At 67.5% G+C, this 26,972-nt stretch carries 27 protein-coding genes and 1 tRNA gene; 12 read left to right on the forward strand and 16 right to left on the reverse strand.

The genetic code is table 11. The annotated features are described in order from the left end of the window. Positions 1-30: 30 nt before the first annotated feature. The 6 genes from ACAD63_RS15575 to cysS form a co-directional block, all read right to left on the reverse strand. Positions 31-124: transfer RNA gene (locus ACAD63_RS15575), tRNA-Ser, on the reverse strand. Positions 125-254: 130 nt separating this feature from the next. Next, on the reverse strand, positions 255-1,505 hold the full coding sequence (locus ACAD63_RS15580) for an aspartate kinase (protein WP_063238703.1): 1,251 nt from the start codon (positions 1,503-1,505) through the stop codon (positions 255-257). Positions 1,506-1,638: 133 nt separating this feature from the next. After that, positions 1,639-3,078 carry a tRNA lysidine(34) synthetase TilS gene (gene tilS, locus ACAD63_RS15585; RefSeq protein WP_434032940.1) on the reverse strand — a complete coding sequence of 480 codons (1,440 nt, stop codon included), beginning with the start codon at positions 3,076-3,078 and terminating at the stop codon, positions 1,639-1,641. After that, entirely contained in the window at positions 3,044-4,015 is a 972-nt protein-coding gene (locus tag ACAD63_RS15590; RefSeq protein ID WP_029046926.1) for an acetyl-CoA carboxylase carboxyltransferase subunit alpha, read from the reverse strand. Before ACAD63_RS15590 ends, tilS begins: the two co-directional genes overlap by 35 nt. Before the next feature lie 115 nt (positions 4,016-4,130). Further along, positions 4,131-4,985 carry a DNA-3-methyladenine glycosylase family protein gene (locus tag ACAD63_RS15595; RefSeq protein ID WP_371704857.1) on the reverse strand — a complete coding sequence of 285 codons (855 nt, stop codon included), beginning with the start codon at positions 4,983-4,985 and terminating at the stop codon, positions 4,131-4,133. Then, positions 4,970-6,358 carry a cysteine--tRNA ligase gene (gene cysS, locus ACAD63_RS15600; RefSeq protein WP_133097493.1) on the reverse strand — a complete coding sequence of 463 codons (1,389 nt, stop codon included), beginning with the start codon at positions 6,356-6,358 and terminating at the stop codon, positions 4,970-4,972. The genes ACAD63_RS15595 and cysS overlap by 16 nt, the downstream gene beginning before the upstream one ends. Positions 6,359-6,571: 213 nt before the next feature. Here cysS and ACAD63_RS15605 point away from each other — a divergent pair, with 213 nt between their 5' ends. From ACAD63_RS15605 to ACAD63_RS15620, 4 genes are all read left to right on the forward strand, one after another. After that, complete coding sequence (locus ACAD63_RS15605) at positions 6,572-7,303, forward strand: tetratricopeptide repeat protein (RefSeq protein WP_135704959.1); 732 nt, start codon at positions 6,572-6,574, stop codon at positions 7,301-7,303. A 72-nt stretch (positions 7,304-7,375) separates the two neighbouring features. Next, positions 7,376-7,960 (forward strand): peptidylprolyl isomerase, encoded by a 585-nt coding sequence (locus ACAD63_RS15610; RefSeq protein ID WP_133097495.1) that lies wholly within the window; start codon positions 7,376-7,378, stop codon positions 7,958-7,960. A 20-nt stretch (positions 7,961-7,980) separates the two neighbouring features. Beyond that, entirely contained in the window at positions 7,981-8,481 is a 501-nt protein-coding gene (locus ACAD63_RS15615; RefSeq protein WP_133097496.1) for a peptidylprolyl isomerase, read from the forward strand. Positions 8,482-8,580: 99 nt separating this feature from the next. Continuing rightward, positions 8,581-9,378 (forward strand): UDP-2,3-diacylglucosamine diphosphatase, encoded by a 798-nt coding sequence (locus tag ACAD63_RS15620; RefSeq protein ID WP_133097497.1) that lies wholly within the window; start codon positions 8,581-8,583, stop codon positions 9,376-9,378. A 54-nt stretch (positions 9,379-9,432) separates the two neighbouring features. Here the strand turns inward: ACAD63_RS15620 and cysE are convergent, their stop codons facing one another. Together cysE and ACAD63_RS15630 are read right to left on the reverse strand one after the other, a co-directional pair. Continuing rightward, positions 9,433-10,176, reverse strand: coding sequence for a serine O-acetyltransferase (gene cysE / locus ACAD63_RS15625; RefSeq protein WP_133097498.1), 744 nt, complete (start codon positions 10,174-10,176; stop codon positions 9,433-9,435). A gap of 309 nt (positions 10,177-10,485) precedes the next feature. Then, complete coding sequence (locus tag ACAD63_RS15630; protein WP_133097499.1) at positions 10,486-11,334, reverse strand: RNA methyltransferase; 849 nt, start codon at positions 11,332-11,334, stop codon at positions 10,486-10,488. A gap of 192 nt (positions 11,335-11,526) precedes the next feature. Between ACAD63_RS15630 and ACAD63_RS15635 the strand changes: the two genes are divergently transcribed. The 6 genes from ACAD63_RS15635 (at position 11,527) to ACAD63_RS15660 (ending at position 18,395) form a co-directional block, all read left to right on the forward strand. Continuing rightward, on the forward strand, positions 11,527-12,348 hold the full coding sequence (locus ACAD63_RS15635; RefSeq protein WP_133097500.1) for an inositol monophosphatase family protein: 822 nt from the start codon (positions 11,527-11,529) through the stop codon (positions 12,346-12,348). Between the two features lie 228 nt (positions 12,349-12,576). Next, on the forward strand, positions 12,577-12,792 hold the full coding sequence (locus ACAD63_RS15640) for a YdcH family protein (protein WP_133097501.1): 216 nt from the start codon (positions 12,577-12,579) through the stop codon (positions 12,790-12,792). Between the two features lie 14 nt (positions 12,793-12,806). Then, on the forward strand, positions 12,807-13,946 hold the full coding sequence (gene ppk2, locus ACAD63_RS15645) for a polyphosphate kinase 2 (protein WP_434032941.1): 1,140 nt from the start codon (positions 12,807-12,809) through the stop codon (positions 13,944-13,946). Positions 13,947-14,010: 64 nt separating this feature from the next. Continuing rightward, positions 14,011-14,445, forward strand: a complete 435-nt coding sequence (locus ACAD63_RS15650) for a universal stress protein (RefSeq protein ID WP_133097503.1) — start codon at positions 14,011-14,013, stop codon at positions 14,443-14,445. Between the two features lie 216 nt (positions 14,446-14,661). Next, positions 14,662-17,364 carry a DNA mismatch repair protein MutS gene (gene mutS / locus ACAD63_RS15655; protein WP_434034000.1) on the forward strand — a complete coding sequence of 901 codons (2,703 nt, stop codon included), beginning with the start codon at positions 14,662-14,664 and terminating at the stop codon, positions 17,362-17,364. Further along, the gene (locus ACAD63_RS15660; RefSeq protein ID WP_135704956.1) at positions 17,361-18,395 is read left to right on the forward strand and encodes a metallophosphoesterase family protein; all 1,035 of its coding nucleotides are present in this window, start codon (positions 17,361-17,363) and stop codon (positions 18,393-18,395) included. Before mutS ends, ACAD63_RS15660 begins: the two co-directional genes overlap by 4 nt. A gap of 83 nt (positions 18,396-18,478) precedes the next feature. Here ACAD63_RS15660 and ACAD63_RS15665 read toward each other — a convergent pair whose 3' ends face one another. Beyond that, the gene (locus tag ACAD63_RS15665) at positions 18,479-19,006 is read right to left on the reverse strand and encodes an FKBP-type peptidyl-prolyl cis-trans isomerase (RefSeq protein ID WP_029046911.1); all 528 of its coding nucleotides are present in this window, start codon (positions 19,004-19,006) and stop codon (positions 18,479-18,481) included. 11 nt (positions 19,007-19,017) lie between these two features. Between ACAD63_RS15665 and ACAD63_RS15670 the strand changes: the two genes are divergently transcribed. Both ACAD63_RS15670 and ACAD63_RS15675 read left to right on the forward strand, forming a co-directional pair. After that, positions 19,018-20,223, forward strand: coding sequence for a cupin domain-containing protein (locus tag ACAD63_RS15670; protein WP_195429607.1), 1,206 nt, complete (start codon positions 19,018-19,020; stop codon positions 20,221-20,223). 199 nt (positions 20,224-20,422) lie between these two features. After that, complete coding sequence (locus tag ACAD63_RS15675) at positions 20,423-20,665, forward strand: hypothetical protein (protein ID WP_084402413.1); 243 nt, start codon at positions 20,423-20,425, stop codon at positions 20,663-20,665. A 77-nt stretch (positions 20,666-20,742) separates the two neighbouring features. On the opposite strand, the gene ACAD63_RS15680 is transcribed toward ACAD63_RS15675, so the two are convergent. From ACAD63_RS15680 to ACAD63_RS15710, 7 genes are all read right to left on the reverse strand, one after another. Then, a complete protein-coding gene (locus ACAD63_RS15680; protein ID WP_133097505.1) occupies positions 20,743-21,531 on the reverse strand; it encodes an MBL fold metallo-hydrolase in 789 nt (262 codons plus the stop codon). 72 nt (positions 21,532-21,603) lie between these two features. Further along, a complete protein-coding gene (gene bamC / locus ACAD63_RS15685; protein ID WP_133097506.1) occupies positions 21,604-22,836 on the reverse strand; it encodes an outer membrane protein assembly factor BamC in 1,233 nt (410 codons plus the stop codon). Positions 22,837-22,884: 48 nt separating this feature from the next. Further along, on the reverse strand, positions 22,885-23,769 hold the full coding sequence (gene dapA, locus ACAD63_RS15690) for a 4-hydroxy-tetrahydrodipicolinate synthase (protein WP_133097507.1): 885 nt from the start codon (positions 23,767-23,769) through the stop codon (positions 22,885-22,887). Between the two features lie 148 nt (positions 23,770-23,917). Continuing rightward, positions 23,918-24,505: a class I SAM-dependent methyltransferase gene (locus ACAD63_RS15695; RefSeq protein WP_434032942.1), complete on the reverse strand. Its 588-nt coding sequence runs from the start codon at positions 24,503-24,505 to the stop codon at positions 23,918-23,920. A gap of 10 nt (positions 24,506-24,515) precedes the next feature. Beyond that, the gene (locus tag ACAD63_RS15700; protein WP_133097509.1) at positions 24,516-25,181 is read right to left on the reverse strand and encodes a site-2 protease family protein; all 666 of its coding nucleotides are present in this window, start codon (positions 25,179-25,181) and stop codon (positions 24,516-24,518) included. A gap of 113 nt (positions 25,182-25,294) precedes the next feature. Continuing rightward, positions 25,295-25,918 (reverse strand): L-threonylcarbamoyladenylate synthase, encoded by a 624-nt coding sequence (locus ACAD63_RS15705; protein ID WP_133097510.1) that lies wholly within the window; start codon positions 25,916-25,918, stop codon positions 25,295-25,297. Positions 25,919-25,958: 40 nt separating this feature from the next. Beyond that, a complete protein-coding gene (locus ACAD63_RS15710; RefSeq protein WP_133097511.1) occupies positions 25,959-26,804 on the reverse strand; it encodes a 3',5'-nucleoside bisphosphate phosphatase in 846 nt (281 codons plus the stop codon). Positions 26,805-26,972: the final 168 nt, after the last annotated feature.

Genomic DNA, 26,972 nt, shown 5'->3' on the forward strand with positions numbered 1-26,972 from the left:
TCCGGGGTTCCGCCGCCAATACAGATGTAGTGGCGGAGACGGAGGGATTCGAACCCTCGATCCAGGTTTTGGCCCGGATGCTCCCTTAGCAGGGGAGTGCCTTCGACCTCTCGGCCACGTCTCCCAAACTTGCGTTGTGTGAGGGAGCCACACAACGAAGCGCGTATTCTAGCGACGCCACGCGGGTTGGTCAATGAAAAATCGATGACTCAACACAAAATCTGCAGCGCCGCCAGAAAATGCTTACGAACGGATCACGCCTGTTCCAGTTCGAAGGCCTTGTGCAGGGCGCGCACGGCCAGTTCCATGTACTTCTCGTCGATCAGCACCGAGATCTTGATTTCCGAGGTGGAGATCATCTGGATGTTGATGCCCTCTTCCGACAGCGTGCGGAACATCTTGCTGGCGATGCCCACGTGCGAACGCATGCCAACGCCCACCACCGACACCTTCGACACCTTCGGGTCGCCCGACACGCTGCCGGCGCCGATATGCGTCTTCACGCCGTCGTCCAGGATCGCCAGCGCGCGCTGGTAGTCGGCGCGCGGCACGGTGAAGGTGAAATCGGTCTTGCCGTCGACGGACTGGTTCTGGATGATCATGTCGACGTCGATGTTGGCGTCGGCGATCGGGCCCAGGATCTGGTAGGCGATGCCCGGCTTGTCCGGCACGCCCAGAACGGTGATCTTGGCCTCGTCACGGGCAAAGGCGATGCCGGAGATGACGGCTGCTTCCATTTCAGACTCTTCCTCAAAAGTGATCAGCGTGCCCGAGTGCATTTCCTGCTCGAGCGGCATAAGCGGGTCGGTCAGCGACGACAGCACGCGGGTCTTCACGCGGTACTTGCCGGCGAATTCCACCGAGCGGATCTGCAGCACCTTGGAGCCGAGGCTGGCCATTTCCAGCATTTCCTCGAAGGTGATCTGGTCCAGGCGGCGGGCGTCCTCGACCACGCGCGGGTCGGTGGTGTACACGCCGTCGACATCGGTGTAGATCAGGCACTCGTCGGCTTCGATCGCGGCGGCGATGGCCACGGCCGAGGTGTCCGAGCCGCCGCGGCCCAGCGTGGTGATGTTGCCGTCGTCGTCGATGCCCTGGAATCCGGTGATCACGACCACGCGGCCGGCGTCGAGGTCGCCGAGGATGCGCTCGTCGTCGATCGATTCGATACGCGCCTTGGTGTACGACGAGTCGGTCTTCACCGGCACTTGCCAGCCGGTGTAGCTGACCGCGTCGATGTTCTCGCCGTGCAGGGCGATAGCCAGCAGTGCCACGCTGGCCTGCTCGCCGGTGGAGGCGAGCATGTCCAGTTCACGCGGATTGGGCTGCGGCGAAATTTCCTTGGCGAGTCCCAGCAGGCGATTGGTCTCGCCCGACATGGCCGAAGGCACCACGACTACGCGGTGACCGGCGCGGTGCCACTTGGCAACGCGCTTGGCGACATTCTTGATGCGTTCCGTGGAACCCATCGAAGTGCCGCCGTATTTGTGAACGATGAGAGCCATCTTCTTGTCGACGCCAGCGATTGTGCAAAGCCCTTGAAAATACACGAACAAGGCTTGTCAGGCAAGGCGAAGCCGAGGTTTGCGGGCTTTCCCGATGTGATCGACGCGCTTCGTCATTGCCGCGGCGAGGCGTTCAGCGCGCCGCGCCCGGCACTTGCGGCGGCTGCGCATGCCATTCGACGCGCCAGCGCGGTGCCGCCGCCTCGGCCGGCCAGCGGCGGTGCATGCCGAGTCCGGCGGCAAGCACGAGGGTGTCGCCTGCCCACAGCAGCGGCAGCCACGCCCGGCGCCAGGCGGGGATGCCAGCCTCCTGGCAGGCTTGCTTGAGCGCGCGTGCCGGGCCTCCGGGCCGCAGCACCAGCCGTTCGCCGCCGGCACGCGGCGCCAGCCGCAGCGGCTGGCGCAGCACGGCTTCGGGCACGCCGAAGCTGTCGTCGCGGAAGAAGCGCAGCTCGCCGCGCCATGCGGGCACGACGATGCGGTCCTCGCCGCGCCAGTCGAGCGACACGGTTTCGGGAGGCTGCGCGGGCGGCGGCGTGCACGCCAGCACGCGGCCGCGGAAGCGGCGCAGGACCAGGCCGTCATGGGCGATGGCTGGCTCGCCGCCCTCGTGCGCGACCAGTTGCGCGCGCATCGCCGCAAGGCGCGCGGTCGATGGCGCGCGCGTGCCGAGGTCGCGCAGCCACAGCCGCAGCACCGCATCGGCCTGCGCCGCCGGTAGTGCGCGCAAACCGGCTAGATCGAGTTCGGCGAGCGTATCGGCATCGCGGCCCGGATGCGCCAGCTGCGCCATCGCGGCGGCGGCCAGCTGGTCGATCAGCTCGTTGGCCTGCGCGAAATGCGCCGCGGCCTGGGCCACGTTGGCGCGCAATGCAGGGAAAGCCGTCACCAGCGCCGGCAGGTGCGCTCGCAGGGCGTTGCGGGCATAGCGCGCGTCGGCATTGGAGGGATCGTCGATCCAGCGCAGCGCATTGGCGGCGCAGTAGGCATCGATCTCATCGCGGCTCAGGTCCAGCCACGGCCGCAGCAGCATCACGCCGCTGTGCGCATCGAGCGGGCGCAGCGCGGGCATGCCGGCCATGCCGGCCACCCCGGCGCCGCGAAACAGCCGCAGCAGCACGGTCTCGACCTGGTCGTCCTGGTGATGCGCGAACAGCAGCAGGCGCGCCCCGCTGCCGGCGCACATCGCCGCCAGCGCTGCATAGCGCGCGCGGCGCGCGGCAGCTTCCACGCCCTCGCCCGCCGCCTGCCGAACCGCGACCCGGCGCACGAAATAGCCGATCTGCCACTGCCCGCACAACTCCTCGCAGAAGCGGTCCCATTCGTCGGCGGCATCCTGCAGGCCGTGATGCACGTGCAGCGCGACCACGCGCGCCGCCGTGCCCTGCGTGGCGGCGCGCGCGGCATGCAGCAGCGCGACCGAATCGCGTCCGCCCGACAGCGCCACCGCGATCACCGGCGCGCCGCTCCCAGAAACAACAAAGGCCGCACCGCCCTGCAGGGCCTGTGCGACCTTGTCGGTCAGCCGGGCGGACGGATCATTCCGGGGCGCCGGTTTCCTTGAACTTGCCATAGGCCAGCAGGCGTTCGTAGCGGCGCGCCTGCAGTTCCTTCACGCTGATGCCCTGGAACTGGCGCAGCGACTCGGCCAGGGTGCGCTTTAGCAGCGCCGCCATGGCCTTGTGATCGCGGTGCGCGCCGCCGAGCGGCTCGTTGACGATCTTGTCGATCAGGCCCAGCGCCTTCAGGCGGTGCGCGGTCAGGCCCAGCGCCTCGGCGGCTTCCGGCGCCTTCTCGGCGGTCTTCCACAGGATCGAGGCGCAGCCTTCCGGCGAGATCACGGCATAGGTGGCGAACTGCAGCATCTGCACCACGTCGCCGACGGCGATCGCCAGCGCGCCGCCCGAACCGCCTTCACCGATGATGGTGGCGATCAGAGGCACCTTCAGGCCGGCCATCACGTACAGGTTGTGGCCAATGGCCTCGGACTGGCCGCGCTCTTCCGCGTCGATGCCGGGGAATGCACCCGGGGTGTCGACGAAGGTGAAGATCGGCAGGCCGAACTTGTCCGCCAGTTCCATCAGGCGCTTGGCCTTGCGGTAGCCCTCGGGCTTGGGCATGCCGAAATTGCGCAGGGCGCGCTCTTTCGTGTCACGGCCCTTCTGGTGGCCGATCACCATGCACGCCTGGCCGTTGAAGCGCGCCAGGCCGCCGACGATCGACAGGTCGTCGGCAAAGGTGCGGTCGCCGTGCAGTTCGTGGAAATCGGTAAAGATCTCGCGCACGTAGTCCAGCGTGTAGGGACGCTGGGGGTGGCGGGCGATTTGCGCAACCTGCCACGGGGTCAGGTTGGCATAGATGTCTTTGGTCAGCTGCTGGCTCTTGCCGGCCAGCCGCGAAATCTCTTCGGAAATATCGACAGCCGAATCGTCCTGCACGAAGCGCAGTTCTTCGATTTTTGCCTCGAGTTCGGCAATGGGCTGCTCAAAATCCAGGAAGGTGGTTTTCATAAAATCACACGTACCTGTCTGTGAAGGGGCGCATTCTACCGGAAATTGGCCGCTATCTTAGCGCCTGCCAGATAGCGTGCAACGCACCTGCTTCTGATTTTTGTTGTTCCGATGCCTAGTACGTCACAGGCAACGGGTCCAGACTACGCCACATATACCAGGTTGCCACCGTCCGCCACGGTTCCCAGTTGGCCGCCACCTCGCGCGCCTCGCTGCGCGTGACCGGTTCTCCGCTGAAATAGTTGGCGGAAATCGCATTGATCAGGCCGATATCGTCGAGCGGCAGCACGTTGGGCCGCATCAGATTGAACATCAGGAACATCTCGGCCGTCCAGCGGCCGATGCCGCGGATCTGCGTCAGCTCCGCGATCACCGCTTCGTCGTCCATCTGCGCCCATTCGGCCACGTGCACCCGGCCCGCCTTGAAGTGGTCGGCCAGGTCGATCATGTACTCGGCCTTGCGCTTGGACAATCCGCAGCCGGCCAGCTTCTCGGTGCCCGCGCGCAGGAACTGTGCCGGCGTCAGCTTGGGACAGGCCGTGTGCAGGCGCTCCCACACCGACTGCGCCGCCTTGACCGAGATCTGCTGGCCCACCACGGCGCGCGCCAGCGTGACGAAGGGATCGCCGCGCGACACCAGGTGCGCCGGGCCGTAGCTCGGGATCATCTTGCGCAGGATGCGGTCGCGCTTCATCAGGTCGGCGCAGGCTTCGTCCCAGTAAGCGGGACGGACCGCGTCAATGACGGTCTCGACCGGCAGCGGCAGCGCGTCGGCCTCGGGCAATACCGCCTTGGCGTTGCGCGTGGACTTGGCCACCGCCTTGCCCGCCGCCTTGCCGTCGGACAGCGGTGCCTCGCTGGCGCTCGCCTTGGCCGGACGCGGGCCGGCCGCCTTCGACCGGCCGGCGGCTGCCGGCACGGCGGTGGCGTTGGCGGGCTTGCGCGCGGCAGCGTTCAAGCACGCCTCCACTCGGTCGCGCCACCCGGCTTGTCTTCCAGCACGATGCCGGCGGCAAGCAGTTCGGCGCGGATGCGGTCGGCTTCGGCGAAGTTGCGCTCGGCCTTGGCCGCCTTGCGCGCGGCGATGCTGGCTTCGATTTCCTCGGCGCTGGGGCCGTCCGCGGACTTGCCGCCCTGCAGGAAGGTATGCGGATCGCGCTCGAGCAGCCCCAGCGTGCCGGCCAGCGCCTTGAGCTGGCGCGCGGCGCTGGTGGAGCCGGTGCGGTTGATCTCGCTGGCCAGGTCGAACAGCACCGACATCGCGATCGGCGTGTTGAAGTCGTCGCCCATGGCTTCGGCGAAGCGCTTCGCGTGCGGCTCTTCCCAGTCGACCGCGCAGCCGCCGGGCTGCGTGTCCTTCAGCGCGGTGTACAGGCGCGTCAGCGCATGGCGCGCGTCGTCCAGGTGCGCGTCGCTGTAGTTGAGCGGGCTGCGGTAGTGCGCGCGCAGGATGAAGAAACGCACGACTTCGGCGTCGTACGCCTTCAGCACTTCGCGGATCGTGAAGAAATTGCCAAGCGACTTGGACATTTTTTCGTCGTTGATGCGCACGAAACCGTTGTGCATCCACATGTTGACGAACGGCTTGCCGCTGGCCCCTTCCGATTGCGCGATCTCGTTCTCATGGTGCGGGAACTGCAAATCCGCCCCGCCGCCATGGATGTCGAAATGCTCGCCCAGCAGCGCGCAGCTCATGGCAGAGCATTCAATGTGCCAGCCCGGCCGGCCGCTGCCCCACTTCGACTCCCACTTGGTCTCGGGCGGCTCGCTGGCCTTGGCGGATTTCCACAATACGAAGTCGAGCGGGTCCTGCTTGGCGTCGTTGGCACTGACGCGCTCGCCCGCGCGCAGGTCTTCCAGCGACTTGCCGGACAACTTGCCATAGCCGTCGAACTTGCGCACCGAGTAGTTCACGTCGCCATCGCTGGCCTGGTAGGCCAGGCCCTTCGCTTCCAGCTTGCCGATCATGTCGAGCATCTGCGGCACGTAGTCGGTCGCGCGCGGCTCGTGGTCGGGACGGATCACGCCCAGCGCGGCGGCGTCTTCGTGCATGTACTGGATGAAGCGCGTGGTCAGCGCGCCGATGGTCTCGCCATTCTCGGCGGCGCGGCGGATGATCTTGTCGTCGATATCCGTGATGTTCTGCACATATGTCACCTCGTAGCCGGCGGCACGCAGCCAGCGATGCACCATGTCGAACACCACCATCACGCGCGCGTGGCCGACGTGGCAGTAGTCGTACACCGTCATGCCGCAGACATACATGCGGACCTTGCCGGGTTCGATGGGCACGAATGGCTGCTTCTCACGCGCGAGCGTGTTGTAGATGTTCAGAGGCTGCATGAAACGAAGTGAATGGTCGGGGGAGGCGGCACTGGCGCCACTGGCGCAATTCCGCCGCGCCCCATATCTTACCGGAAGGCGATGTGCCGGTAGACCGCGCGCCGGGGATTTGCCGCGGCCGCCCGCGCTTGCCGACGCTTGCCCGGACCATGGCTTTAGTGCCGGCCGTGCCGCTTTGCTAGAATGCCGCGGAGTATAACGGACCTGTCTTCAATGAGCCTGCTGCTGCCCTCCTCGCCTACCGCCGCGCTCGCCGCCGCGCTTCGCCCGCGTCCCGCATTGGCCGCCACGGCTGCCCTGGCCCTGGCCGCAGCGCTGGCCGGGCCCGCGCAGGCCCAGCAGGGACCGCTGTCGCTACCCGCGCCCACGTCGCCGCTGGACGGCATCCGCTCGACCGACCCCGGCATGACCCAGGCCCAGCAGGCCGCCAACGCGCGCCGCTATGACGACGCCATCAAGGGCTTCGACCGCGTGATCGCGGCCAATCCGCGCAACGCGCAGGCACGGTTCCAGCGCGCCTGGGCGCTGGCGCAGTCCGGGCGCGAGGACGCCGCCATCCAGGCCTTCACGGAAATGGCGGCGGACTTCCCCGAATTGCCCGAGCCGCACAACAACCTGGCGCTGCTCTATGCCAAGCGCGGCGACCTGAAGCGCGCCGAGGCCGAACTGCTGCTGGCCACCGAGGTCAAGCCGGCCTTTGCCATCGCCTACACCAATCTGGGCGACGTCTACCGCCGCCTGGCCGAGCAGGCCTATGCGGAGGCGCTGCGCCGCAATCCGGCCGATACCCGTGCCAGCGCCGGGCTGCGCCAGTTGCGCCCGGAGGCAGCCACCGGCACGCCCGCGGCGACGGGCACGACCGGGACCGCGGGCGTGCCGTCCGGCAACCGCAAGCCGGCTCCGGCACAGCGCGCGGCCCCGGCCAGCGCCCCGGCAGCCAACTGACGCCCCTGCCAAGAATGTCCGGGCGCAATGGCGTCCGGGCCGTTTGCATCCCGACTCACCGGAGTTCCACCCATGATCCGTTCCCGTCGCATCGCCCTGGCCGCACTGACCGCAGGCGCGCTCGCGTTGTCGTCGTTCAGCGCGCTGGCGCAGCAGAAGGCCGCCGAGCGCGTCCAGTTCGTCACCAGCGCCGGCAAGTTCACGGTCGAACTGTACCCGGACGTCGCGCCCAAGACCGTGGCCAACTTCCTGGAATATGTAAAGAGCGGCTTCTATAGCGGCACCATCTTCCATCGCGTGATCAACGGCTTCATGGTGCAGGGCGGCGGCTTCGACCGCGACATGAAGGAAAAGCCCACGCGCGCGCCGATCCCGCTGGAAGCCCGCGGCGGCCTGAAGAACAAGGCCGGCACGCTGGCCATGGCGCGTACCAGCAACCCCGACTCGGCCACCGCGCAGTTCTTCGTCAATGTGGTGGATAATCCGAATCTCGACTACCCGCAGCCGGACGGCAACGGCTACGCAGTCTTCGGCAAGGTGGTGGAAGGCATGGACACGATCGACAAGATCAAGAGCGTGCCGACCACGGCCTACGGCCCCATGCGCAATGTGCCGGCCTCGCCGATCGTGATCGAGTCGGCCACTGTCGTCAAATAACACACCGAACAGAGGAAACCATGTCCAAGGTCCAGCTTCAAACCAACCAGGGTGTCATCACCATCGAACTCGACGCCGAGAAGGCGCCGAAATCGGTCGAAAACTTCCTGTCGTATGTCCGCAAGGGCCACTATGACAACACCATCTTCCACCGCGTGATCAAGAACTTCATGATCCAGGGTGGCGGTTTCGAGCCCGGCATGAAGCAAAAGGGCACCGACGCGCCGATCGAGAACGAAGCCGGCAATGGCCTGAAGAACGACCGCTACACCGTGGCCATGGCACGCACCAACGCGCCCCACTCGGCCACCGCTCAGTTCTTCATCAACGTGGTCGACAACGACTTCCTGAACTTCACCTCGCCGACGCCGCAGGGCTTCGGCTACGCCGTGTTCGGCAAGGTAGTGGAAGGCACCGACGTGGTCGACCAGATCAAGGGCGTGCGCACCGGCAGCTCGGGCTTCCACCAGGACGTGCCGCTGGAAGACGTGGTGATCGAGAAGGCCACCGTCGTCGAGTAATTGTCGACTAAATCGTCGACCAAGCGTCGAGCAAGCCATGCACCCTGATTGCGGTTACGTGCACCCGGCCCGGCCGGCACTTCCCTCCCGGCCCCGCGCATGACCGCAATCCCCCGCACGCCGGTGGCCGGTCCCCTCGAGGTACAGGCGCCGGCGTGGTTCATTTCAGACCTGCATCTCACGCCCGGCATGCCACGTACGCTGGCAGCCTTCGAGCGCACGCTCGAGCGCGCCGCGCACGACGCGCGCACGCTGTTTATCCTGGGCGATTTCTTTGAATTCTGGATTGGCGACGAGGAAACCGACTCGCCGTTCGCACAACGCGTGGCCGGTGCCCTGCGCGCGCTGGCCGCGCGCGGCGTTGCCGTGTACCTGATGCATGGCAACCGCGACTTCCTGCTGGGCACGCGCTTTGCCGCCGCCGCAGGCGCGCAGTTGCTGCCCGATCCCACGGTGATCGATTGCGCCGGCCAGCGCGTGGTGCTCAGCCACGGCGACATGCTGTGCATCGACGACGAGCGCTACAACCGCTTCCGCCGCTGGACCCGCAAGGGCTGGGTGCAGCGGCTGTTCCTGGCGCTGCCGCTGCGTACGCGCCTGGGGATCGCGCGCAAGCTGCGTGCGGACAGCGAAGGCAACCGCGCGCGGCAGGCCGCCGAGGGCAACGGCGTACCGATGGTCTACGGCGACGTGACGCCCACTGCCGCGGCCGAACTCTTCGGCATGGCCGGGACCAGGCTGATGGTGCATGGCCACACCCATCGCCCGGCGCGCCACGAACACGCCGCGGGCGTGCGCTGGGTGCTGACCGACTGGGACCTGGACGGGCGCCATCCGCGCGCCGCCGTGCTGCAGCTCGACGGCGGCGGTTTCCGATTGCTGCCGCAGACCGACTGAGATCGCGCAAGATCGCGCGAAAAAAAAGCGGCCGTTGCCGGCCGCCCTCTTTCCCTACTTCATCAGCTTGCGCAACTCGCTCGCATCGAAGCGGTCGTTCGGCGTGTTCTCCAGGTGCTCGCCCAGCCGGTCCAGCGCGGCCAGCACGGCCTCGATGCGCTCGTGCTGGCGCGCGGCATTGTCGATCAGGCTCTTGAGCGCCAGCGACACCGGGTCGTCGGCGTTCGGCGTGATGCCATAGGCCGAGAACTCCTGCTTGGCGCCCTGCTGCGCCGCCGGCGCATCGGGCAGGATGATGCGCGCCGGCACGCCCACCGCGGTTGCGCCCGGCGGCACCGGCTTGAGCACCACGGCGTTGGAGCCCACGCGCGCGCCGTCGCCCACCACGAAGCCGCCCAGCACCTTGGCGCCCGCGCTCACCACCACGTTGGCGCCCAGCGTCGGATGCCGCTTCTGGCCCTTGTACAGCGAGGTGCCGCCCAGCGTCACGCCCTGGTAGATGGTGCAGTCGTCGCCGATCTCGGCGGTCTCGCCGATCACCACGCCCATGCCGTGGTCGATGAACACCCGGCGCCCCAGCCTCACCGCCGGATGGATCTCGATGCCGGTCAGGAAGCGCGACCAGTGCGAGATCCAGCGTCCCAGCCAATGGAAGCCCCCGTTCCAGCACGCGTGCGCAAAGCGGTGGAAGACCACGGCGTGCAGGCCGGGGTAGCAGGTCAGGATTTCCAGGCGGCTGCGCGCGGCGGGATCGCGCAGCATGATCGTGTCGATATCTTCCTTAAGGCGAGAGAACATCTTGGTCGTGTCGTGTTGCCGCGCCGTGCGCCGCGCCACGCGAGGCTTGCGCCTGGGGCAGGGTCGCCGGCGAGGTCGGTGGCCGGTGGGGACGGGATCAGGGAGTGTAAGTGATTTGCGGCCGGCGTTCTGGCGCCGGCCATTGGCCCCGGATCCGTCAGGGATTTTGCAGCGGCAGTGCGGCGATCAACATCGCCCCGGCGCGCGCCAACCCGCCGCGACGGGCCGACAGCGTGCGCGCTTGCCACGTACGCCTGCGTCGTCCGTTCTCGGAATGCTGCGGGTTGCTGCCACTGTGCGTCTCTCCAGTTACGACTTGCGGTCCGGCTGGCCCTGCGCCATCAGCATATGCTTGGCGATGCCGCGCAGGATGTTGACTTCCTCGCGCTCCAGCCCGCTGCGGGCAAGCAGCCGGCGCAGCCGCGGCATCAGCTTGCGCGGATTGGCGGGGTCGAGAAAGCCGATCGCTTCCAGGCCCGCCTGCAGGTGCCCGAACATGGCCTCGACCTGCTCCGCCGTGGCCGGCTCACCAGCATAGCCGATATTGGCGCCCGCGTCCGCCGCCGCAACGGCAGGCGGGGCTGCATCGAGCAGCGCCAGCCGCATCTCGTAGGCGATCAGCTGCACGGCCTGCGCCAGGTTGAGCGAGGCATAGGCGGGATTGGCGGGGATATGCGTGACCGCCGCGCAGCGCTCGACCACGTCGTTGGGCAGGCCATAGCGCTCGTTGCCAAAGACAAAGGCGATGTCGCCGCTGCCGGCCAGCGTCTGGCATGCGCGCGCCGCAGCGGCGCGCGGCAGCAGCCGCGGCGGCCCGAACTCGCGCTGGCGCGCGGTCATGGCCACGGTCAGCGCCGCGCCGGCCAGGGCCGCGTCGATCTGGTCGACGATCACGGCGCCAGCCAGCACATCGTCGGCGCCGCTGGCCATGGCGATGGCGTCGGCATGGCCCAGCACGCCGGGTTCGCGCGGCGAGACCAGCACCAGGCTGCCGAAGCCCATGGTCTTGATCGCGCGCGCGACCGAGCCGACGTTGCCCGGGTGGCTGGTCTCGACCAGCACGAAGCGCACACGGCCGAAGGCATCGGGTTCTGCGCCGGCTGCGTGCGGCGCATCAGGCTCGCCTGTTGGGCGGCTCGTATCATTTGCCGGGTTCATATACAATTCGGGGTTCTTCTCTGGCGCGGCGCCAGGTCATGACGTGCCTGCGAGACTCTCGCGGCACATCCAGTAACCAGACCGGCGACGCCCTGCGTTCTTCTACAATCCGTTGTGTTGTCAGCTGCCCATGAGCGGGCGCGCGGTGCCGTGGTGCCCCGCCGCATCTTCATGGCCGGCCTGGAGAGATTCATGCATCCGATGCTCAATATCGCCGTCAAGGCGGCCCGCAAGGCGGGATCCATCATCAACCGCGCGTCGCTCGACGTCGATCTGGTGCGCGTCTCGCGCAAGCAACACAACGATTTCGTTACCGAGGTCGACCGCGCCGCCGAAGCCGCGATCATCGAGATCATCCGCACCGCCTACCCGGAACACGCCATTCTAGCGGAAGAGTCCGGCCAGTCCTGGGCCGAAGGCGAAGACGCCCACGAATACACCTGGGTCATCGACCCCCTCGACGGCACCACCAACTTCATCCACGGCTTCCCGCAGTACGCGGTCTCGATCGCCCAGCTGCACCGCGGCACGCCGGTGCAGGCCGTGGTCTACGATCCGACCCGCGACGAGCTGTTCACCGCCAGCAAGGGCGCCGGCGCCTTCCTGAACAACCGCCGCATCCGCGTGACCCGCCGCGACAAGCTGGCCGACTGCCTGATCGGCACCGGCTTCCCGTTCCGCGACCTGGAAGGCGTGGATGAATACCTCGAGGTCTTCTCGCTGATGACGCGCAGCTGCGCCGGCCTGCGCCGCCCGGGCGCCGCCGCGCTGGACCTGGCCTATGTCGCCTGCGGCCGCCTGGACGGCTTCTTCGAGCGCGGCCTGAAGCCGTGGGACATGGCCGCCGGCATGCTGCTGATCACCGAGTCGGGCGGCCTGGTCGGCAACTACAACGGCGAGCCGCGCCAGATGGAGCAAGGCGAAGTGCTGGCGGGCAACCCCAAGGCCTTTGCCCAGATGGTGCGCCTGCTGTCGCCGTACTCGCTCGACAACGCCAAGCCGGCCACTGCCTGAGTCGGTGGCATGGCCTGATGGCCATCGCCCGCAACACAAACGCCCGCCGCGCCCCGGCGGGCGTTTTGCTTTGCGGCCGCAGCGCTTGCCGGCGCGCAGAGACTATTCGCATATTTCCCGCCGCCCCGGCCGACCATGATCCCCGTCAAGGTCGCGCCGCCCTGCCCTCCCCAGAATGAATCCAAGCGCCACGCCCCGTGCGCGCGGATCAAGCCGAGGAGAGCCCGCATGTTTCCTGAATACCGCGACAAGATCTCGCTCCTGAAGACGCAGGACGCCCACTTCGCCCGCCTGTTCCATCGCCACAATGCGCTGGACCAGGAGATCCACAACATGGAGTCCGGCCTGGTGCCGGCCTCGGGCTTCGAAATCGAGCGGCTGAAAAAGGAGAAGCTGCAGATCAAGGACCAGCTCTACCAGATCCTGCGCCAGCGTGTGGCCTGAACGAAGGACTGCACATGACCGATCGCAATACGCCTGCCGCCCATGCCCACGCCCATGCGCACGCTCATACCCACGTCACTTCGCAGCCCCATGTCCGCCCTGCTGCGCGCGGCGATGTGCTGCCGACCAACACGGCCCTGTCGGCCGAACGCAATGAAATCAGCGATGCTGTCGATGCCGCCGTGCAAGTGGCCGCCAGCAGCATGCAGGACGTTCTCGCCAGCCGCGCCGGCCAGGGCGCCAGCATGCTCGACGCCATGCGCACGCTGCTCGACGGCCTGGCGCCCGATGAGGCCGCGCAGCTGCGCAGCCTGATCCTGGAAGGCGATCCCGGCGCCTGGCAGGCGGGCCGCCGGCGCCAGCCCGACGATGAACTCGCGGCCGGCTGGCGCGACGGGGCGTACCCTTACCAGAACCTGATGTCGCGCCGCAATTACGAAAAGCAGAAATACCGGCTGCAGGTAGAACTGCTCAAGTTCCAGGCCTGGGTGCGCGAGACCGGGCAGCGCGTGGTAATCCTGTTCGAAGGCCGCGATGCCGCCGGCAAGGGCGGCACCATCAAACGCTTCATGGAACACATGAACCCGCGCGGCGCCCGCGTGGTGGCGCTCGAAAAGCCGACGGAATCCGAACGCGGCCAGTGGTATTTCCAGCGCTACGTGCAGCACCTGCCGGCCGCCGGTGAAATCGTGCTGTTCGACCGCTCCTGGTACAACCGCGCCGGCGTCGAACACGTGATGGGCTTCTGCTCCTCGCGTGAGTACCAGGACTTCCTGCAGCAGGCCCCGGAGTTCGAGCGCCACCTGGTACGCAGCGGCATCCACCTGTTCAAGTTCTGGTTCTCGGTCAGCCAGAAAGAGCAGCGGCGCCGCTTCCGCGAACGCGAGATCCATCCGCTCAAGCAGTGGAAGCTCAGCCCGGTCGACATTGCGTCGCTCGACAAATGGGGCGAGTACACGCGCGCCAAGGAGGCGATGTTCGCGCATACCGACACCGCCGACGCGCCGTGGACGGTGATCCGCTCGGATTGCAAGAAGCGCGCGCGGCTCAATGCGCTGCGCTACATCCTGGCGCGCTTCCCCTATGCCAACCGGGACACCACCGCCATCGGCCAGGCCGATCCACTGATCGTCGGGCGCGCGCTGGCCAACTGATTCCCGGGCGGCAACGCAGGACGCCGCCTGCCCTCTTTCGCCTTACTCACCAGAAAAGGACCCCATGTTCAAGCACATCCTGCTCCCCGTCGACGGCTCGGAGCTTTCGCACAAGGCCGTTTCCGCCGCCATCCAGTTTGCCCGCACCACGGCGGCCAGGCTCACGCCATACATGTGCGTGGAGAGCTATCCGTATGTGCTGTCCAGCGACAGCTCGCACGAAAAGCGCGAGGTGTACCAGCAGCGCGTGGAAGCCGAGGCGCGCCAGGAACTCGCCAAGGTCGAGGCCGCGGCAGCGCTGGCGGGGGTGCCGTGCACCAGCCACGTCTCCAGCGCCTCGGTGCCGTACCAGGGCATCATCCATGCCGCCAGGGAACTGGGCTGCGACGTCATCTTCATGGCCTCCCACGGCCGCAAGGGACTCAGCGGGCTGCTGCTGGGCAGCGAAACGCAGAAAGTGCTGACCCATAGCGACATCCCTGTGCTGGTATTCCGCTGATCCAGGGCCGTACACCCCGTCTGCGGCGAGTCGGCGGCGGCACCGTGCTGTACCATATCGCCCATATTCGAAAACGCCCCTTCGTGCCGCGGCCACAGGCCGCCGGACCAGTGCCCGGCCGCCCCCGCGGGGGCGCTTTTCCGCGACACGCAAGGCGGCGCTCCGAGCGGATCGGGCGGCACAACGCAGGCCCACCGCCAGACAGGCTAAATGGCAATGGGATTGCAGAAGAAAACCGACCCTGAACAGGCACAGGCAGACGCCGCAGGCAGCCGCCACACGCCAATGATGCAGCAATACCTTCGCATCAAGGCAGACCACCCCGACACCCTGCTGTTCTATCGCATGGGTGACTTCTACGAGCTGTTCCACGACGACGCCGAAAAGGCCGCGCGCCTGCTCGACATCACGCTGACCGCGCGCGGCGCCTCGAATGGCGTGCCGATCCGGATGGCCGGCATTCCCTTCCATTCGGCGGACCAATACCTGGCACGGCTGGTAAAGCTCGGCGAGTCGGTGGCCATCTGCGAGCAGATCGGCGATCCCGCCACCAGCAAGGGACCGGTAGAGCGCAAGGTGGTGCGCATCGTCACGCCGGGCACGCTGACCGACGCGGCGCTGCTGCCGGACAAGGTCGACACTTTCCTGATGGCGGTGCACCAGCAGACCACGCGCCGCGGCATCAGCAAGACCGGGCTGGCGTGGCTGAACCTGGCCAGCGGCGAACTGCGCCTGATGGAGTGCGAGGTGGCGCAACTGGGCCGCGAGCTTGAGCGCATCCGCCCGGCCGAACTGCTCTATGCCGACGGCATCGACCTGCCGGCGCTGGCCTGCGCGCGCACGCGCCTGCCCGAATGGCATTTCGACCAGGATGCGGGCTCGCGCCGGCTGCGCGAGCAGCTGGGCGTGGCGAGCCTCGATCCGTTTGGCTGTGCCGGTCTGGGCGCGGCGATCGGCGCCGCCGGCGCGCTGCTGAACTACGCAGCCACCACGCAGGGCCAGTCGCTGCGCCACGTGCAGGGCCTGAAGGTAGAGCGCGAGTCGGAATACATCGGCCTGGATTCGGCCACGCGCCGCAACCTGGAACTGACCGAGACGCTGCGCGGCGGCGAGTCGCCGACGCTGTTCTCGCTGCTGGATACCTGCTGCACCACGATGGGCAGCCGCGCGCTGCGCCACTGGCTGCACCATCCGCTGCGCGACCCGGCCGTGCCGCAGGCGCGGCAACAGGCCATCGGCGCGCTGATCGACCAGGGTACCGATGCGCTGCGCGCCGCGCTGCGCCGGCTGGCCGACGTCGAGCGCATCACCTCGCGCCTGGCACTGCTGAGCGCGCGCCCGCGCGACCTGTCCTCGCTGCGCGACACGCTGCGCGCACTGCCCGACGTGCAGGCCTGCATCCGCGACGAACAGGACAGCGCGCTGCTGGCGCAGACTCTGCAGGACCTGGCCGTACCGCAGGCGTCGCTGGACCTGCTGGTGCGCGCGGTCGCCGAGGAACCCGCGACCGTGGTGCGCGACGGCGGCGTGATCGCACGCGGCTACGACACCGACCTGGACGAGCTGCGCGATATCTCCGAGAACTGCGGCCAGTTCCTGATCGACCTGGAAGCGCGCGAACGCACGCGCACCGGCATCGCCAACCTGCGCGTCGAGTTCAACCGCGTGCATGGGTTCTATATCGAGGTCACCAACGGCCAGGCCGACAAGGTGCCCGACGACTACCGCCGCCGCCAGACGCTGAAGAATGCCGAGCGCTATATCACGCCCGAGCTGAAGTCGTTCGAGGACAAGGCGCTGTCGGCGCAGGACCGCGCGCTCGCGCGCGAGAAGCAGCTTTACGATGGCCTGTTGCAGGCACTGCTGCCGCATATCGGCGAGCTGCAGCGCGTGGCCGGCGCGCTGGCGCGCCTCGATGTGCTGGCGGCGCTGGCCGAGCGCGCGCAGACGCTGGACTGGTCCGCGCCCGAGCGTGTGCGCGAGAACGTGGTCGACATCGTGCAGGGCCGCCACCCGGTCGTGGAAGGCCAGCTGGCAGCGGAATCGGTGGCGTTTATCGCCAACGACTGCCAGCTCAACGAAGCGCGCAAGCTGCTGCTGATCACCGGCCCCAACATGGGCGGCAAGTCGACCTTCATGCGCCAGACCGCGCTGATCGTGCTGCTGGCCTGCGTGGGCGCCTACGTGCCGGCGCGGCGGGCCGTGATCGGCCCGATCGACCGCATCTTTACCCGCATCGGCGCGGCTGACGACCTGGCCGGCGGGCGCTCCACCTTCATGGTGGAAATGACCGAAGCCGCCGGCATCCTGCACCACGCCACGCCGTCTTCGCTGGTGCTGATGGACGAGATCGGCCGCGGCACGTCCACCTTCGACGGGCTGGCGCTGGCGTGGGCGATCGCGCGCCACCTGCTGTCGCACAACCGCAGCCATACGCTGTTCGCGACGCACTATTTCGAGCTGACGCAGTTGCCGCAGGAATTCCCGCAGGCCGCCAACGTGCACCTGTCCGCGGTCGAGCACGGTGATGGCATCGTATTCCTGCATGCGGTGCAGGATGGCCCCGCCAGCCAGAGCTATGGCCTGCAGGTGGCGCAGCTGGCCGGCGTGCCGCAGCCGGTGATCCGCGCCGCGCGCAAGCACCTGGCATGGCTGGAGCAGCAATCGGCCGATGCCACGCCGACGCCGCAGCTCGACCTGTTCGCGGCGCCGACGCTGCCGGACACCGATGACGACGATGACGACAAGGGCGAAAGCCATGCCCCGGCCACGCCGCAGCGGGCCGCACTGGCTCCGGAGCATGCCGCGCTGATCGACACGCTGGCCGACCTGGACCCGGACAGCCTGACGCCGCGTGCCGCGCTCGATGCGCTGTACCGGCTCAAGTCGCTTGCAGGCGAGGCGGTCGGTACGGCATGAACGCCAGGCGCCGGCACGCCGGCCGCATCCTAGCCGCGGCATTGCTGCTGTGCGCGGCCAGTACCGCATGGCCGGCACCCGCCGGCCGCGGGGGCAAGGCCGCGCCCAAGCCGAAGGTGATGCGCGTCGCGCTGATCGCCGACCTGCCGCAATGGCCTGCCGCCGAGGCCAACGCCACCGCACTGCTCGACAGCTTTGCCGAACGCAGGCTCGACCTGGTGATCCACGCCGGCGGCATCAAGGGCGATACCGAATCCTGCAGCGACGCCATCCTGACGAGCCGCCAGCAGCTGCTGGCGCAGTCGCCGTTGCCGCTGCTCTACGTGCCGGGCGAAACCGACTGGGCCGAATGCCGGCTCCCGGTCAACGGCAAGTTCGACTCGGTCGAGCGGCTGAACCGCCTGCGCGAGCTGTTCTTCCCCGAGGACGCCACGCTGGGACAGCATCCGCGCCCGGTGGTGCGGCAGTCCGACCAGGCCCTGTTCCGCACCTTCCGCGAGAACGCGCGTTTCGTGCTCGGCGACATCCTGATCGTCGGCCTGAACGTGCCTGGCGACAACAACCACTACCGCAACGAGGGCGGGCGCAACAGCGAGTTCGAAGACCGGCGCGAGGCTAACCGCCAGTGGCTGGCACGCGCGTTCTCGCTGGCGCGGCAGCGCGACATGAATGGCATCGTCGTGGTGGCCCATGCCGACCCGCACTTCGCCAACGGCTGGGAGAAGAAAGGCCGCCCGACGCTGCTGGACGGGTTCATGCGCCACCGCACGCGCGACGGCTACCTGGAATTCAAGCGCCAGCTGCGCGACCTGAGCGCGCGCTTTCCCGGCCAGGTGCTGCTGGTGCATGCCGGCGAGAGTGGCTTCGGCATCGACAAGCCGCTGCGCGACAACGCCGGCAAGGTGCTGCAGAATTTCACGCGGGTTTCGCTGCCGGACAATACGGTGGCGCAATGGACCGAGCTGGTGATCACGCCGAACGCGGCGGCGCCGTTCTCGGTTTCGCTCCGGGACGCGCCGGCCACGCCCTGAGCCGCGGTGCCACGCCCATGCAAAACGCCCATGAAAAAAGCCGGCTAGGCCGGCTTCCTTCATGGGCCACGGAGGGCGCGGGATCAGTGCAGCGTGCGCGGGGTATCGTCGTCCTCGTCCTCGTCCACCACCTCGATACCCGAGGCGCCGTGGGCGTGGCCGTGCTCGATTTCCTCGGCGGTGGCCTCGCGCACTTCCGAGACCTTCAGCCAGAAGCGCAGCGCCATGCCGGCCAGCGGATGGTTGCCATCCAGCACCACCTTGTCTTCGGCCACGTCGGTCACGGTGTAGATGACGGAGTCTTCTTCATCGCCGTCCTCGGGCATGCCTTCGAACTGCATGCCGACTTCCAGAGGCTCGGGGAAGCGATCGCGCGGCTCGACCTTGACGAGTTCGGCATCGTAGTCGCCGAAGGCATCTTCGGGCTCGAGCTGCAGCTGGGTCTCGAAGCCGGTGTCATGGCCGTCGAGCGCTTCCTCGATCTTGGGGAACGTGCCATCATACCCGCCGTGCAAATAGACCATGGCTTCATCTGACTCTTCGATCAGATTGCCTTGCGCGTCCGACAGCTTGTACATCACGGACACTACCGTGTTCTTAGCGATTTTCAATTCTTGACTCCATGAACGATTCCGCATTATACGCACAGGCCCTGCCCCCTGGCCCCGTCGATCCAGACACTCCGCTCGACCTGCTTGGTGGCATGACGCCGGCTGCATTCATGCGGGATGTCTGGCACCGCAAGCCACTGCTGATTCGACAGGCGGTACCCGGAATCGTGCCGCCTGTGTCGCGCGATGCGCTTTTCGACCTTGCCGATCGCGACGAAGTCGAATCGCGCCTGGTGACGCACTTCCGCAATCGCTGGAAGCTCGAACATGGTCCATTTGCGCGCGAAAACCTCCCCGCCGTCAAGACCCGCCAGTGGACTTTACTGGTGCAGGGCGTGAACCTGCACGATGCCGCAGCGGCCGAGCTGATGGGCCGCTTCCGCTTCGTGCCCGACGCGCGCCTGGACGACCTGATGATCAGCTACGCGTCCGATGGCGGCGGCGTCGGTCCGCACTTCGATTCCTACGACGTATTCCTGCTGCAAGTCTCGGGCCGGCGCCGCTGGCGCATCTCGTCGCAGACCAGCCTGGAGCTGGTCCCGGACATGCCGCTGAAGATCCTTGCCGATTTCAGCGCCGAGGAGGAATGGGTGCTGGAGCCGGGCGACATGCTGTACCTGCCGCCGCAATACGCCCACGACGGCGTCGCCGAAGGCGAATGCATGACCTGCTCGATCGGCTTCCGCGCGCCGGCCTACCGCGAACTGGCGGGTCACTTCCTGGCGTGGCTGTCCGAGACGGTGGAGGACAACGAAGACCTGGGCGGGCGCTACGCCGATGCCGGCGAACGTGCGGCGACGAAGCCCGCGCAACTGCCCGCCGGTATGGCCAAGGCCGTGGCCGAGCGGCTCAAGGCGCTGCAATGGAATTCGCAGATGGTGTCGGAATTTCTTGGCTCCCATCTGTCAGAACCGAAACCCGGGGTCGAATTCGCGGAGATATCCGACCTGCCGCAGCGCCGTTATGAGAAACTTGCGGCCCAGCATGGCGTCGTTCTTGCACCCGCCTCGATTGCACTTTACGACCGGAACAATTTCTTCCTCAATGGGGAAGCCTACGAGCCGCCGGCCGAATTGATGCCCTGGCTGAAGAAGCTGGCCGATAATCGCCACCTTAGTGGCGATGATGTTGCCGCATGTGCCGTTCTTCCTGACCTGATGGAGACTTTTCATCACTGGACACAGGAGGGATGGCTACAATTGGGACCCCGGCTGTAATAATGCGTAACATTGCAATTCAGTAAATTTCGGCGCTACACAAGCCGGGAAAACGCGGATATAATCGTTGGCTGGCTAGTACTGTGGACCACTGCATATGTCGGCACCCGGGAGGGCCTCTATTTTGCAGTTCAAGAGCGATAATTACCGGTAATTATTCATCGCCTGTTTTCCGTTATTACAAGTTAAAGGACGAACAATGAAGAAGTCTCTCCTGATCGCATCGCTGCTGGCCGCTGTTGCTCTCGCCGCTTGCGGCAAGAAGGAAGAACCGGCTGCTCCGGCCGCTGACACGGCTGCTCCGGCTGCCGCCGCTCCGGCTGCTGAAGCTTCGGCTCCCGCTGCTGAAGCCCCGGCTGCTGCCGCTGCTGACGCCTCGGCCCCGGCTGCTGAAGCCTCGGCTCCGGCTGCTGACGCTTCGGCTCCGGCTGCCAAGCAGTAATCGGTTTCGACCGACAAAAAAACCGGCCTTCGGGCCGGTTTTTTTTATTGGGCGCCGCAAGGCGCGTCGTGCTCGGTTCAGGCACGCACCGCTTGCCAGTCCAGCCCCATTTCCTGATCGGCTACCAACACTTCCGAAGGCAACGCGCCCAGCGCCGCAGCCAGCGCGCCCGTTGCCAGCTCACGCGTGTTGTTCTGCTTGCTCAGGTGTGCCGCCACGACGCGGTTCAGGCCGGCATGCGCGACCTGCCCCAGGATGCTCGCCGCCACCTCATTGGCCAGATGGCCGAAGTCACCGCCAATCCGCCGCTTCAGCGACGCCGGGTAGACCGAATTGCGCAGCATCTCGCGGTCGTGATTGCACTCCAGCACCAGCGCATCGACACCTGAGAGGCGCGCCGTCACATAGGGCGTTTCCATGCCCGCGTCGGTCAGCACGCCCAGGCGCGACTGCCCATCGGACAGCACGAACTGCAGCGGCTCGCGCGCGTCGTGCGGGACCGTGTATGGCATTACCTGGATGCCGCCAATGGCAAAGGCGTGGTCTGCGCCGCAGACGCGCACATCGGCAAGGTCGGCGCCACGCATATGCGAGGTCGCCAGCCAGGTGCCGTGGCTGGTGTGGACCGCCAGCCGGTGCCGTGCCGCAAAGGCGTAGGCCGAGCCGACATGGTCGCCATGCTCGTGCGTGACCAGCACGGCGTCGAGTTGGTCCGGCGTGACGCCAAGCCGCTCCAGGCGCCGCGCGGTCTCGCGGATGCCGAAGCCGCAATCAAGCAGCACGCGCGTGGTGGTGGTGTCTTCGCGGGATTCGATCAGCAGCGAGTTGCCCTCGCTGCCGCTGCCGAGGAAGGCGAAGCGCATCATGGCCACGCCCTCCCCGCCGTGCAGTTGGCAGGCCGGCCAGAACGGCCGGTGGTTGAGCCGGTCACCGCCGGCTCAGTGCAGTTGCTCGTCGAGCAGCGACAGGATGCGCTTGCCGATTTCGCCGTTCTCAGGCTGGCCGGCATCGTTGAGCACCGTCACCAGCGTGCCGCTGCCGGTACCCTTGAGCGCCACGCGGTATTTCTTGGCGGTCTTGGGATCATCCGGCTTGGTGAACAGCTTGGAGAAGAAGCCACGGTTGTCGACGTTGGTGCGCGGATCCACGTAGCGCACGTAGTACAGGCCCTGGGCACGGTCGCGGTCTTCGATGGTGAAGTTGACGCGATCCAGCGACAGGCCGACCGAGCGCCAGGCGCGATCGAATGGCTCCGGCAATTGCAGCGCCGGGGCGCCATTGACCTGGGCCAGGTAAGACTTCTGTGCAGCGCCGCCGGCTGCGGCAGCCGTAGCACCGGCTGCGCCAGCCGCGGCCGCATCGGCCGTCGCGGCGCTGCTGCCGGCCGCCGCCGGATTCTTGGCCATGCGGTCGGCCTGTTCCTTCTGCACGCCCAGGCGTTGCGCCAGGCGCGACAGGAACTCGGCTTCCAGCTCGGGATCGGCCGGCCGCGGGGTCCAGACGGTGCTGGACTTGTCGATGCCGGTCAGTTGCTCCTGCGCGCCGCGGTGGCTGATGAACACTTCCAGCGTGCCGTTCTGCGCACGCTCGACGCGGGTGCGGAACTTGTCGCGCTCGGAGGTCGAGTACAGGCCGTCGAACACCTTGCCGATGGTATTGCGGATGATGTCCTGCGGGATCTTGGCGCGGTTTTCGGCCCAGTCGGTCTCCATGATGCCGGTCTCGGGCGAGTCCTGCACCAGCAGGAAACCGCTTTCCTGCCAGAAACCACGCAGTTGCTGCCACAGCTGGTCGCCGCGCATGCCGTTGCTGATCACCAGCCAGCGCGTGTTGCCGTCGCGCTCCATGCGGATGCCCTGCGCCGAGGGCAGTACGTTCTCGGTCGGGGATTGCTCGCGCACCTTGGTCGCCTGGCTATAGGTCGACAGCGTCGAAGTGCCGTTGGCATCGGGCACCGAGTAGCGGCGGTCGCCTTCCAGCTTGGTCAGGTCGGGCGGGATGTCCAGCGTAGGGGTGCGCTTCGACGCCGACGACTTGTAGTCGATCTTGTCGGGCTGCATCGCTTCGTTGAGGCTGCTGCAGCCGGTGATCACGCCCGCGGCCAGCACGGGCACAACCAGGGCGGCGCGGCGGACTTGCGTCGCGCCGCGGCGGTTAAGCTTCGATTTCATTGACACGCAATCCTAGTTGAGGGAGCGACAGCAAGACGCCGCGGTAAATCAGGCCAGCAGGCCGGCGGCGGCCAGTGCCTTGCGTACGGTTTCGTGGTTGGATTCCGACAGCGGGGTCAGCGGCAGGCGGATGCCGCCTTCCATCTTGCCCATCTGCTGCAGGGCCCACTTCACCGGGATCGGATTGGCTTCGACGAACATGGCCTTGTTCAGTCCGATCAGTTCCATGTGCAGGCGGCGCGCGGTGACGACGTCGCCCTTCAGTGCCGCCGCGCACATCTCGTGCATCTTGCGCGGGGCCACGTTCGCAGTGACCGAGATATTGCCCTTGCCGCCCAGCAGGATCAGCGCGACCGCGGTGGGATCGTCGCCGCTGTAGATGGCAAAGCTTTCCGGCGCGTCGTTGATCAGCTGCGCGGCCCGGTCGATATTGCCCGTGGCTTCCTTGACGCCGACGATGCCCGGCACCTGCGCCAGGCGCAGGATGGTGTCGTTGCTCATGTCGGCAACGGTGCGGCCCGGCACGTTGTACAGCAGCACCGGCAGCTCCACCGCTTCCGCGATGGTGCGGAAATGGCGGTACATGCCTTCCTGGGTCGGCTTGTTGTAGTACGGCACGACCTGCAGCGATGCGTCGGCACCCACCTTCTTGGCGAAGGCGGTCAGCTCGATGGCCTCCTTGGTGGAGTTGCCGCCGGTGCCCGCGATGATCGGGATGCGCTTGCCGGCCTGTTCCACGGCCACGCGGATCAGCTCGCAGTGCTCCTCGACGGAAACCGTCGGGGATTCACCGGTCGTGCCGACGATCACGATGGCGTCGGTACCCTCGGCGACGTGCCAGTCGACCAGTGCGCGCAGGGCCGGGAAGTCCAGGCTTCCGTCCTCATGCATCGGAGTGACGATGGCGACGATGCTGCCGGTAATCTGTGTCATAACGTTAAGGAATTCGGGATGCGAATAACGGGATTGTACCGGAACCGCAGGCGGCTTCGACCGCCGGCGGCAGGCAGGATGACTCGGGGTTGATACCAACTGTTTCAACGTGTGCAGCGGCATTCTCGCCGACAGCGCACACGCGCTTTCAGGGGTCCAGGCGGTAGCGTGCCGGGGTGGCCGCATCCGGCACGGCGGCGGCCTCGCGCACCGCACACAGGCGCTGCACGAAGGCCGTTTTCGGCACTTCCTGCACGCCGTCTTCATAGGCGATGACGCGCAGTCCATGCGTGCGCGCCACATCGAGCAACTCTCCGGGACGGAGCAGAAAGTCGGGCCGCGACGGCTTGCCGACGGTCTCGTTGCCCGCCGCGAAGGTCTCGTAGAGCCACACCCCGCCCGGCGCCAGCGCCGCGGCCAGGTGCGGCCACAGCGGCCGGTGCAGGTAGTTGGTGACGACGATGGCGTCGAACGGCGCCTCGTCGGCCAGCGGCCAGGCCCCCTGCTCCAGGTCGGCCACGCGCCCGGTCACGCCGGACGGCAGCGCGGCAACGGCGGCGGCATCGCGGTCAACTGCCAGCACCGCATGCCCGCGCGCGGCCAGCCAGGCGGCATGGCGGCCGCTGCCACAGGCCAGATCAAGCACGCGGGCACCGGGACGCAGCAGGTGCGCCCAGCGGGTGACCCAGGCGGAAGGTGCGGACAGGCCGGCATGCGGCGCTGGAACGTCGCTCATGGCGCCCCCGTCAGTGCAGCAGCATCACGACCGGGCGCAGCATCAGCTCGATCAGCGACATCAGCACGTTGACTACCGGCGTCATCCAGATAGTGGTGATCACGCCCGCGGCGACCAGCGCCAGCACCACGAAAATCCCGTAGGGCTCGATGCGCGACACCGCGCGCGCCACGCCCTGCGGCAGCAGTGCGGTCAGCACGCGGCCGCCGTCCAGCGGCGGCACCGGGAACAGGTTGAAGGCGGCCACCACCAGGTTGACGCGCACGCCGGCCAGCGCCATTTCGCCAAAGAAGGGTTCGCGCACGCCGGCCCACGTCAGGCCGATCGCCAGCAGCACCCAGACGAAGGCCTGCACCACGTTGCTGGCGGGGCCTGCCAGCGCCACCCACATGCCATGCCAGCGCGGATTGCGCAGGCGCTCGAACACCACCGGCACCGGCTTGGCATAGCCAAACACGAACTGGCCGCTGGTCATGATGTAGAGCAGCAGCGGCACCGCGATGGTGCCGATCGGGTCGATATGGCGGATCGGGTTCACGCTGACGCGCCCGAGCGAATAGGCCGTGTTATCGCCGAATACTTTGGCCACATAACCGTGCGACGCCTCGTGCAGCGTGATGGCGAACAGCACCGGCAGGGCATAGACCGCGAAGGTCTGGATAAGGGAGGAATCCATGTCGGCTATTGTAACGGGCCGCCGGCTTGCCAGGCGCACGGCGGCGCACCTGTGGCGGCGGCGCACCGCGGGCCTGGCGCCCGAAGTCCAGAGCCCGGGTTCAGAGCCCGGGTTCAGAGCCCGAAGCGCGAGATGTCGCCGCGGCCGGCGCGCACCAGCTCGGGCTCGCCGCTGGTCAGGTCGATCACCGTGGTCGGCTGCGCCGGCGCCGGGCCGCCGCAGACCACCAGGTCGAGCTGCTTCTCCAGCCGGGCGCGGATTTCCGCCGGATCGTTGAGCGGCTCGTCGTCGCCGGGCACCTGCAGCGTGGCCGAGATCAGCGGCTCGCCCGCTTCGCCCAGCAGCGCCAGCGGGATGGCGTGGTCGGGCACGCGTACGCCGATGGTCTTGCGCGCCGGGTGCGACAGGCGCCGCGGCACTTCCTTGGTGGCTTCCAGGATAAAGACGTACGGCCCGGGCGTGGCGCCCTTGATCCAGCGGTACTGGCGGTTGTCGACGCGAGCGAAGTTGCCCAGTTCGGACAGATCGCGGCACATCAGCGTCAGGTGGTGGCGATCGTCGATGCCGCGCAGCCGGCGCAGGCGCTCGACCGCGTGCTTGTCGTCGAGCTGGCAGGCGAGCGCGTAGCTGGAATCGGTCGGCAGCGCGATCAGTCCGCCCTTCTGCAGGATCTGCGCGGCCTGCTTGATCAGGCGCGACTGCGGGTTGAGCGGATGGATCTCGAAGTACTGGGACATGCAGGGCGCCTTTGGTTTTGCTTTTCGTTGGGCTGGCTGGTTACCAGTCGTGCCAGACCGGCGTGACCGTGGACGGCAGCGGCGGCAGCGTGCCGAGTTCGACCCGGCCTTCGCCGGGTCCGTGGAAATCCGAGCCGCGCGAGGCCAGCAGCCCGTAGTGGCGCGCCACCTCGGCATAGCGGCGGTACTGGTCCGGCGTGTGGCTGCCGGTCACGACCTCGACGGCGCCGCCGCCGAGCGACTTGAACTCGTCGAACAGGGCATCGTGCTGGGTGTCGGTGTAGTGGTAGCGGCCTGGGTGCGCCATCACGGCGATGCCGCCGGCGGTGCGGATCCAGCCCACGGCTTCGGACAGGCTGGCCCAGCGATGGCCGACATAGCCGGGCCGGCCTTCCGACAGGTATTCGCTGAACACGTCGCCGATGGTTGCGCAGTGGCCCTGGTCAACCAGCCAGCGCGCGAAATGGGTGCGCGAGATCAGGTCGGGATTGCCAACGTACTTCAGCGCGCCCGCGTAGGCGCCTTCGATGCCGACCCTGGCCAGCGCCTCGGCGATGTCGCGCGCACGCCGGGCACGTCCCGAACGGGTGTCGGTCAGGCCATCGATCAGCTCGGGACAGAACGGGTCGATCTGCAGGCCGACCACATGCACGGTCTGCCCGGCCCACGTCACCGATATCTCCACGCCGGGCACATAGCGCATGCCGAATTCTTCGGCCGCGGCGCGCGCCGCGGCCTGCCCGCCGACCTCGTCGTGGTCGGTCAGCGCCCAGTACTGGACGCCCGCATCGCGCGCGATCTCAGCCACCGCGCGGGGCGACAGCGTGCCGTCGGACACGGTGGAATGGCAGTGCAGGTCGGCGTTGATGGCGTGGGCGTTTTGCATGGGGCTCATTCTACTCCGATCGCCCTTTGCCAGCGTGGCGCCGGCGGCCTGCCGGAGGTGGTCCGGCGCCCATGGCAAAGCCCTGCCGGCAACGCTGGCGTCGCCGGGAAACGGGCTGGCGCGGGGTATAGTCGGGCTTTGCACCATCTTCCGCGGGCCGTCCGTGCC

It is taken from the genome of Cupriavidus sp. a3, from assembly GCF_051015765.1.
Lineage (GTDB): Bacteria > Pseudomonadota > Gammaproteobacteria > Burkholderiales > Burkholderiaceae > Cupriavidus > Cupriavidus oxalaticus_A.

Coding starts and splice junctions, on each gene's coding strand:
- ACAD63_RS15610 (WP_133097495.1), top strand. CDS start 7,376: ATGATCCGTTCCCGTCGCATCGCCCTGGCCGCACTGACCGCAGGCGCG.
- bamC (WP_133097506.1), bottom strand. CDS start 22,836: ATGAAATCGAAGCTTAACCGCCGCGGCGCGACGCAAGTCCGCCGCGCC.
- ACAD63_RS15640 (WP_133097501.1), top strand. CDS start 12,577: ATGTTTCCTGAATACCGCGACAAGATCTCGCTCCTGAAGACGCAGGAC.
- mutS (WP_434034000.1), top strand. CDS start 14,662: ATGGGATTGCAGAAGAAAACCGACCCTGAACAGGCACAGGCAGACGCC.
- cysE (WP_133097498.1), bottom strand. CDS start 10,176: ATGTTCTCTCGCCTTAAGGAAGATATCGACACGATCATGCTGCGCGAT.
- ACAD63_RS15670 (WP_195429607.1), top strand. CDS start 19,018: ATGAACGATTCCGCATTATACGCACAGGCCCTGCCCCCTGGCCCCGTC.
- ACAD63_RS15710 (WP_133097511.1), bottom strand. CDS start 26,804: ATGCAAAACGCCCACGCCATCAACGCCGACCTGCACTGCCATTCCACC.
- ACAD63_RS15580 (WP_063238703.1), bottom strand. CDS start 1,505: ATGGCTCTCATCGTTCACAAATACGGCGGCACTTCGATGGGTTCCACG.
- ACAD63_RS15680 (WP_133097505.1), bottom strand. CDS start 21,531: ATGATGCGCTTCGCCTTCCTCGGCAGCGGCAGCGAGGGCAACTCGCTG.
- ACAD63_RS15630 (WP_133097499.1), bottom strand. CDS start 11,334: ATGAACCCGGCAAATGATACGAGCCGCCCAACAGGCGAGCCTGATGCG.
- ACAD63_RS15615 (WP_133097496.1), top strand. CDS start 7,981: ATGTCCAAGGTCCAGCTTCAAACCAACCAGGGTGTCATCACCATCGAA.
- ACAD63_RS15620 (WP_133097497.1), top strand. CDS start 8,581: ATGACCGCAATCCCCCGCACGCCGGTGGCCGGTCCCCTCGAGGTACAG.
- ACAD63_RS15660 (WP_135704956.1), top strand. CDS start 17,361: ATGAACGCCAGGCGCCGGCACGCCGGCCGCATCCTAGCCGCGGCATTG.
- ACAD63_RS15705 (WP_133097510.1), bottom strand. CDS start 25,918: ATGTCCCAGTACTTCGAGATCCATCCGCTCAACCCGCAGTCGCGCCTG.
- dapA (WP_133097507.1), bottom strand. CDS start 23,769: ATGACACAGATTACCGGCAGCATCGTCGCCATCGTCACTCCGATGCAT.
- ppk2 (WP_434032941.1), top strand. CDS start 12,807: ATGACCGATCGCAATACGCCTGCCGCCCATGCCCACGCCCATGCGCAC.
- ACAD63_RS15590 (WP_029046926.1), bottom strand. CDS start 4,015: ATGAAAACCACCTTCCTGGATTTTGAGCAGCCCATTGCCGAACTCGAG.
- ACAD63_RS15695 (WP_434032942.1), bottom strand. CDS start 24,505: ATGAGCGACGTTCCAGCGCCGCATGCCGGCCTGTCCGCACCTTCCGCC.
- ACAD63_RS15635 (WP_133097500.1), top strand. CDS start 11,527: ATGCATCCGATGCTCAATATCGCCGTCAAGGCGGCCCGCAAGGCGGGA.
- ACAD63_RS15700 (WP_133097509.1), bottom strand. CDS start 25,181: ATGGATTCCTCCCTTATCCAGACCTTCGCGGTCTATGCCCTGCCGGTG.
- tilS (WP_434032940.1), bottom strand. CDS start 3,078: ATGGCAAGTTCAAGGAAACCGGCGCCCCGGAATGATCCGTCCGCCCGG.
- ACAD63_RS15605 (WP_135704959.1), top strand. CDS start 6,572: ATGAGCCTGCTGCTGCCCTCCTCGCCTACCGCCGCGCTCGCCGCCGCG.
- ACAD63_RS15650 (WP_133097503.1), top strand. CDS start 14,011: ATGTTCAAGCACATCCTGCTCCCCGTCGACGGCTCGGAGCTTTCGCAC.
- cysS (WP_133097493.1), bottom strand. CDS start 6,358: ATGCAGCCTCTGAACATCTACAACACGCTCGCGCGTGAGAAGCAGCCA.
- ACAD63_RS15675 (WP_084402413.1), top strand. CDS start 20,423: ATGAAGAAGTCTCTCCTGATCGCATCGCTGCTGGCCGCTGTTGCTCTC.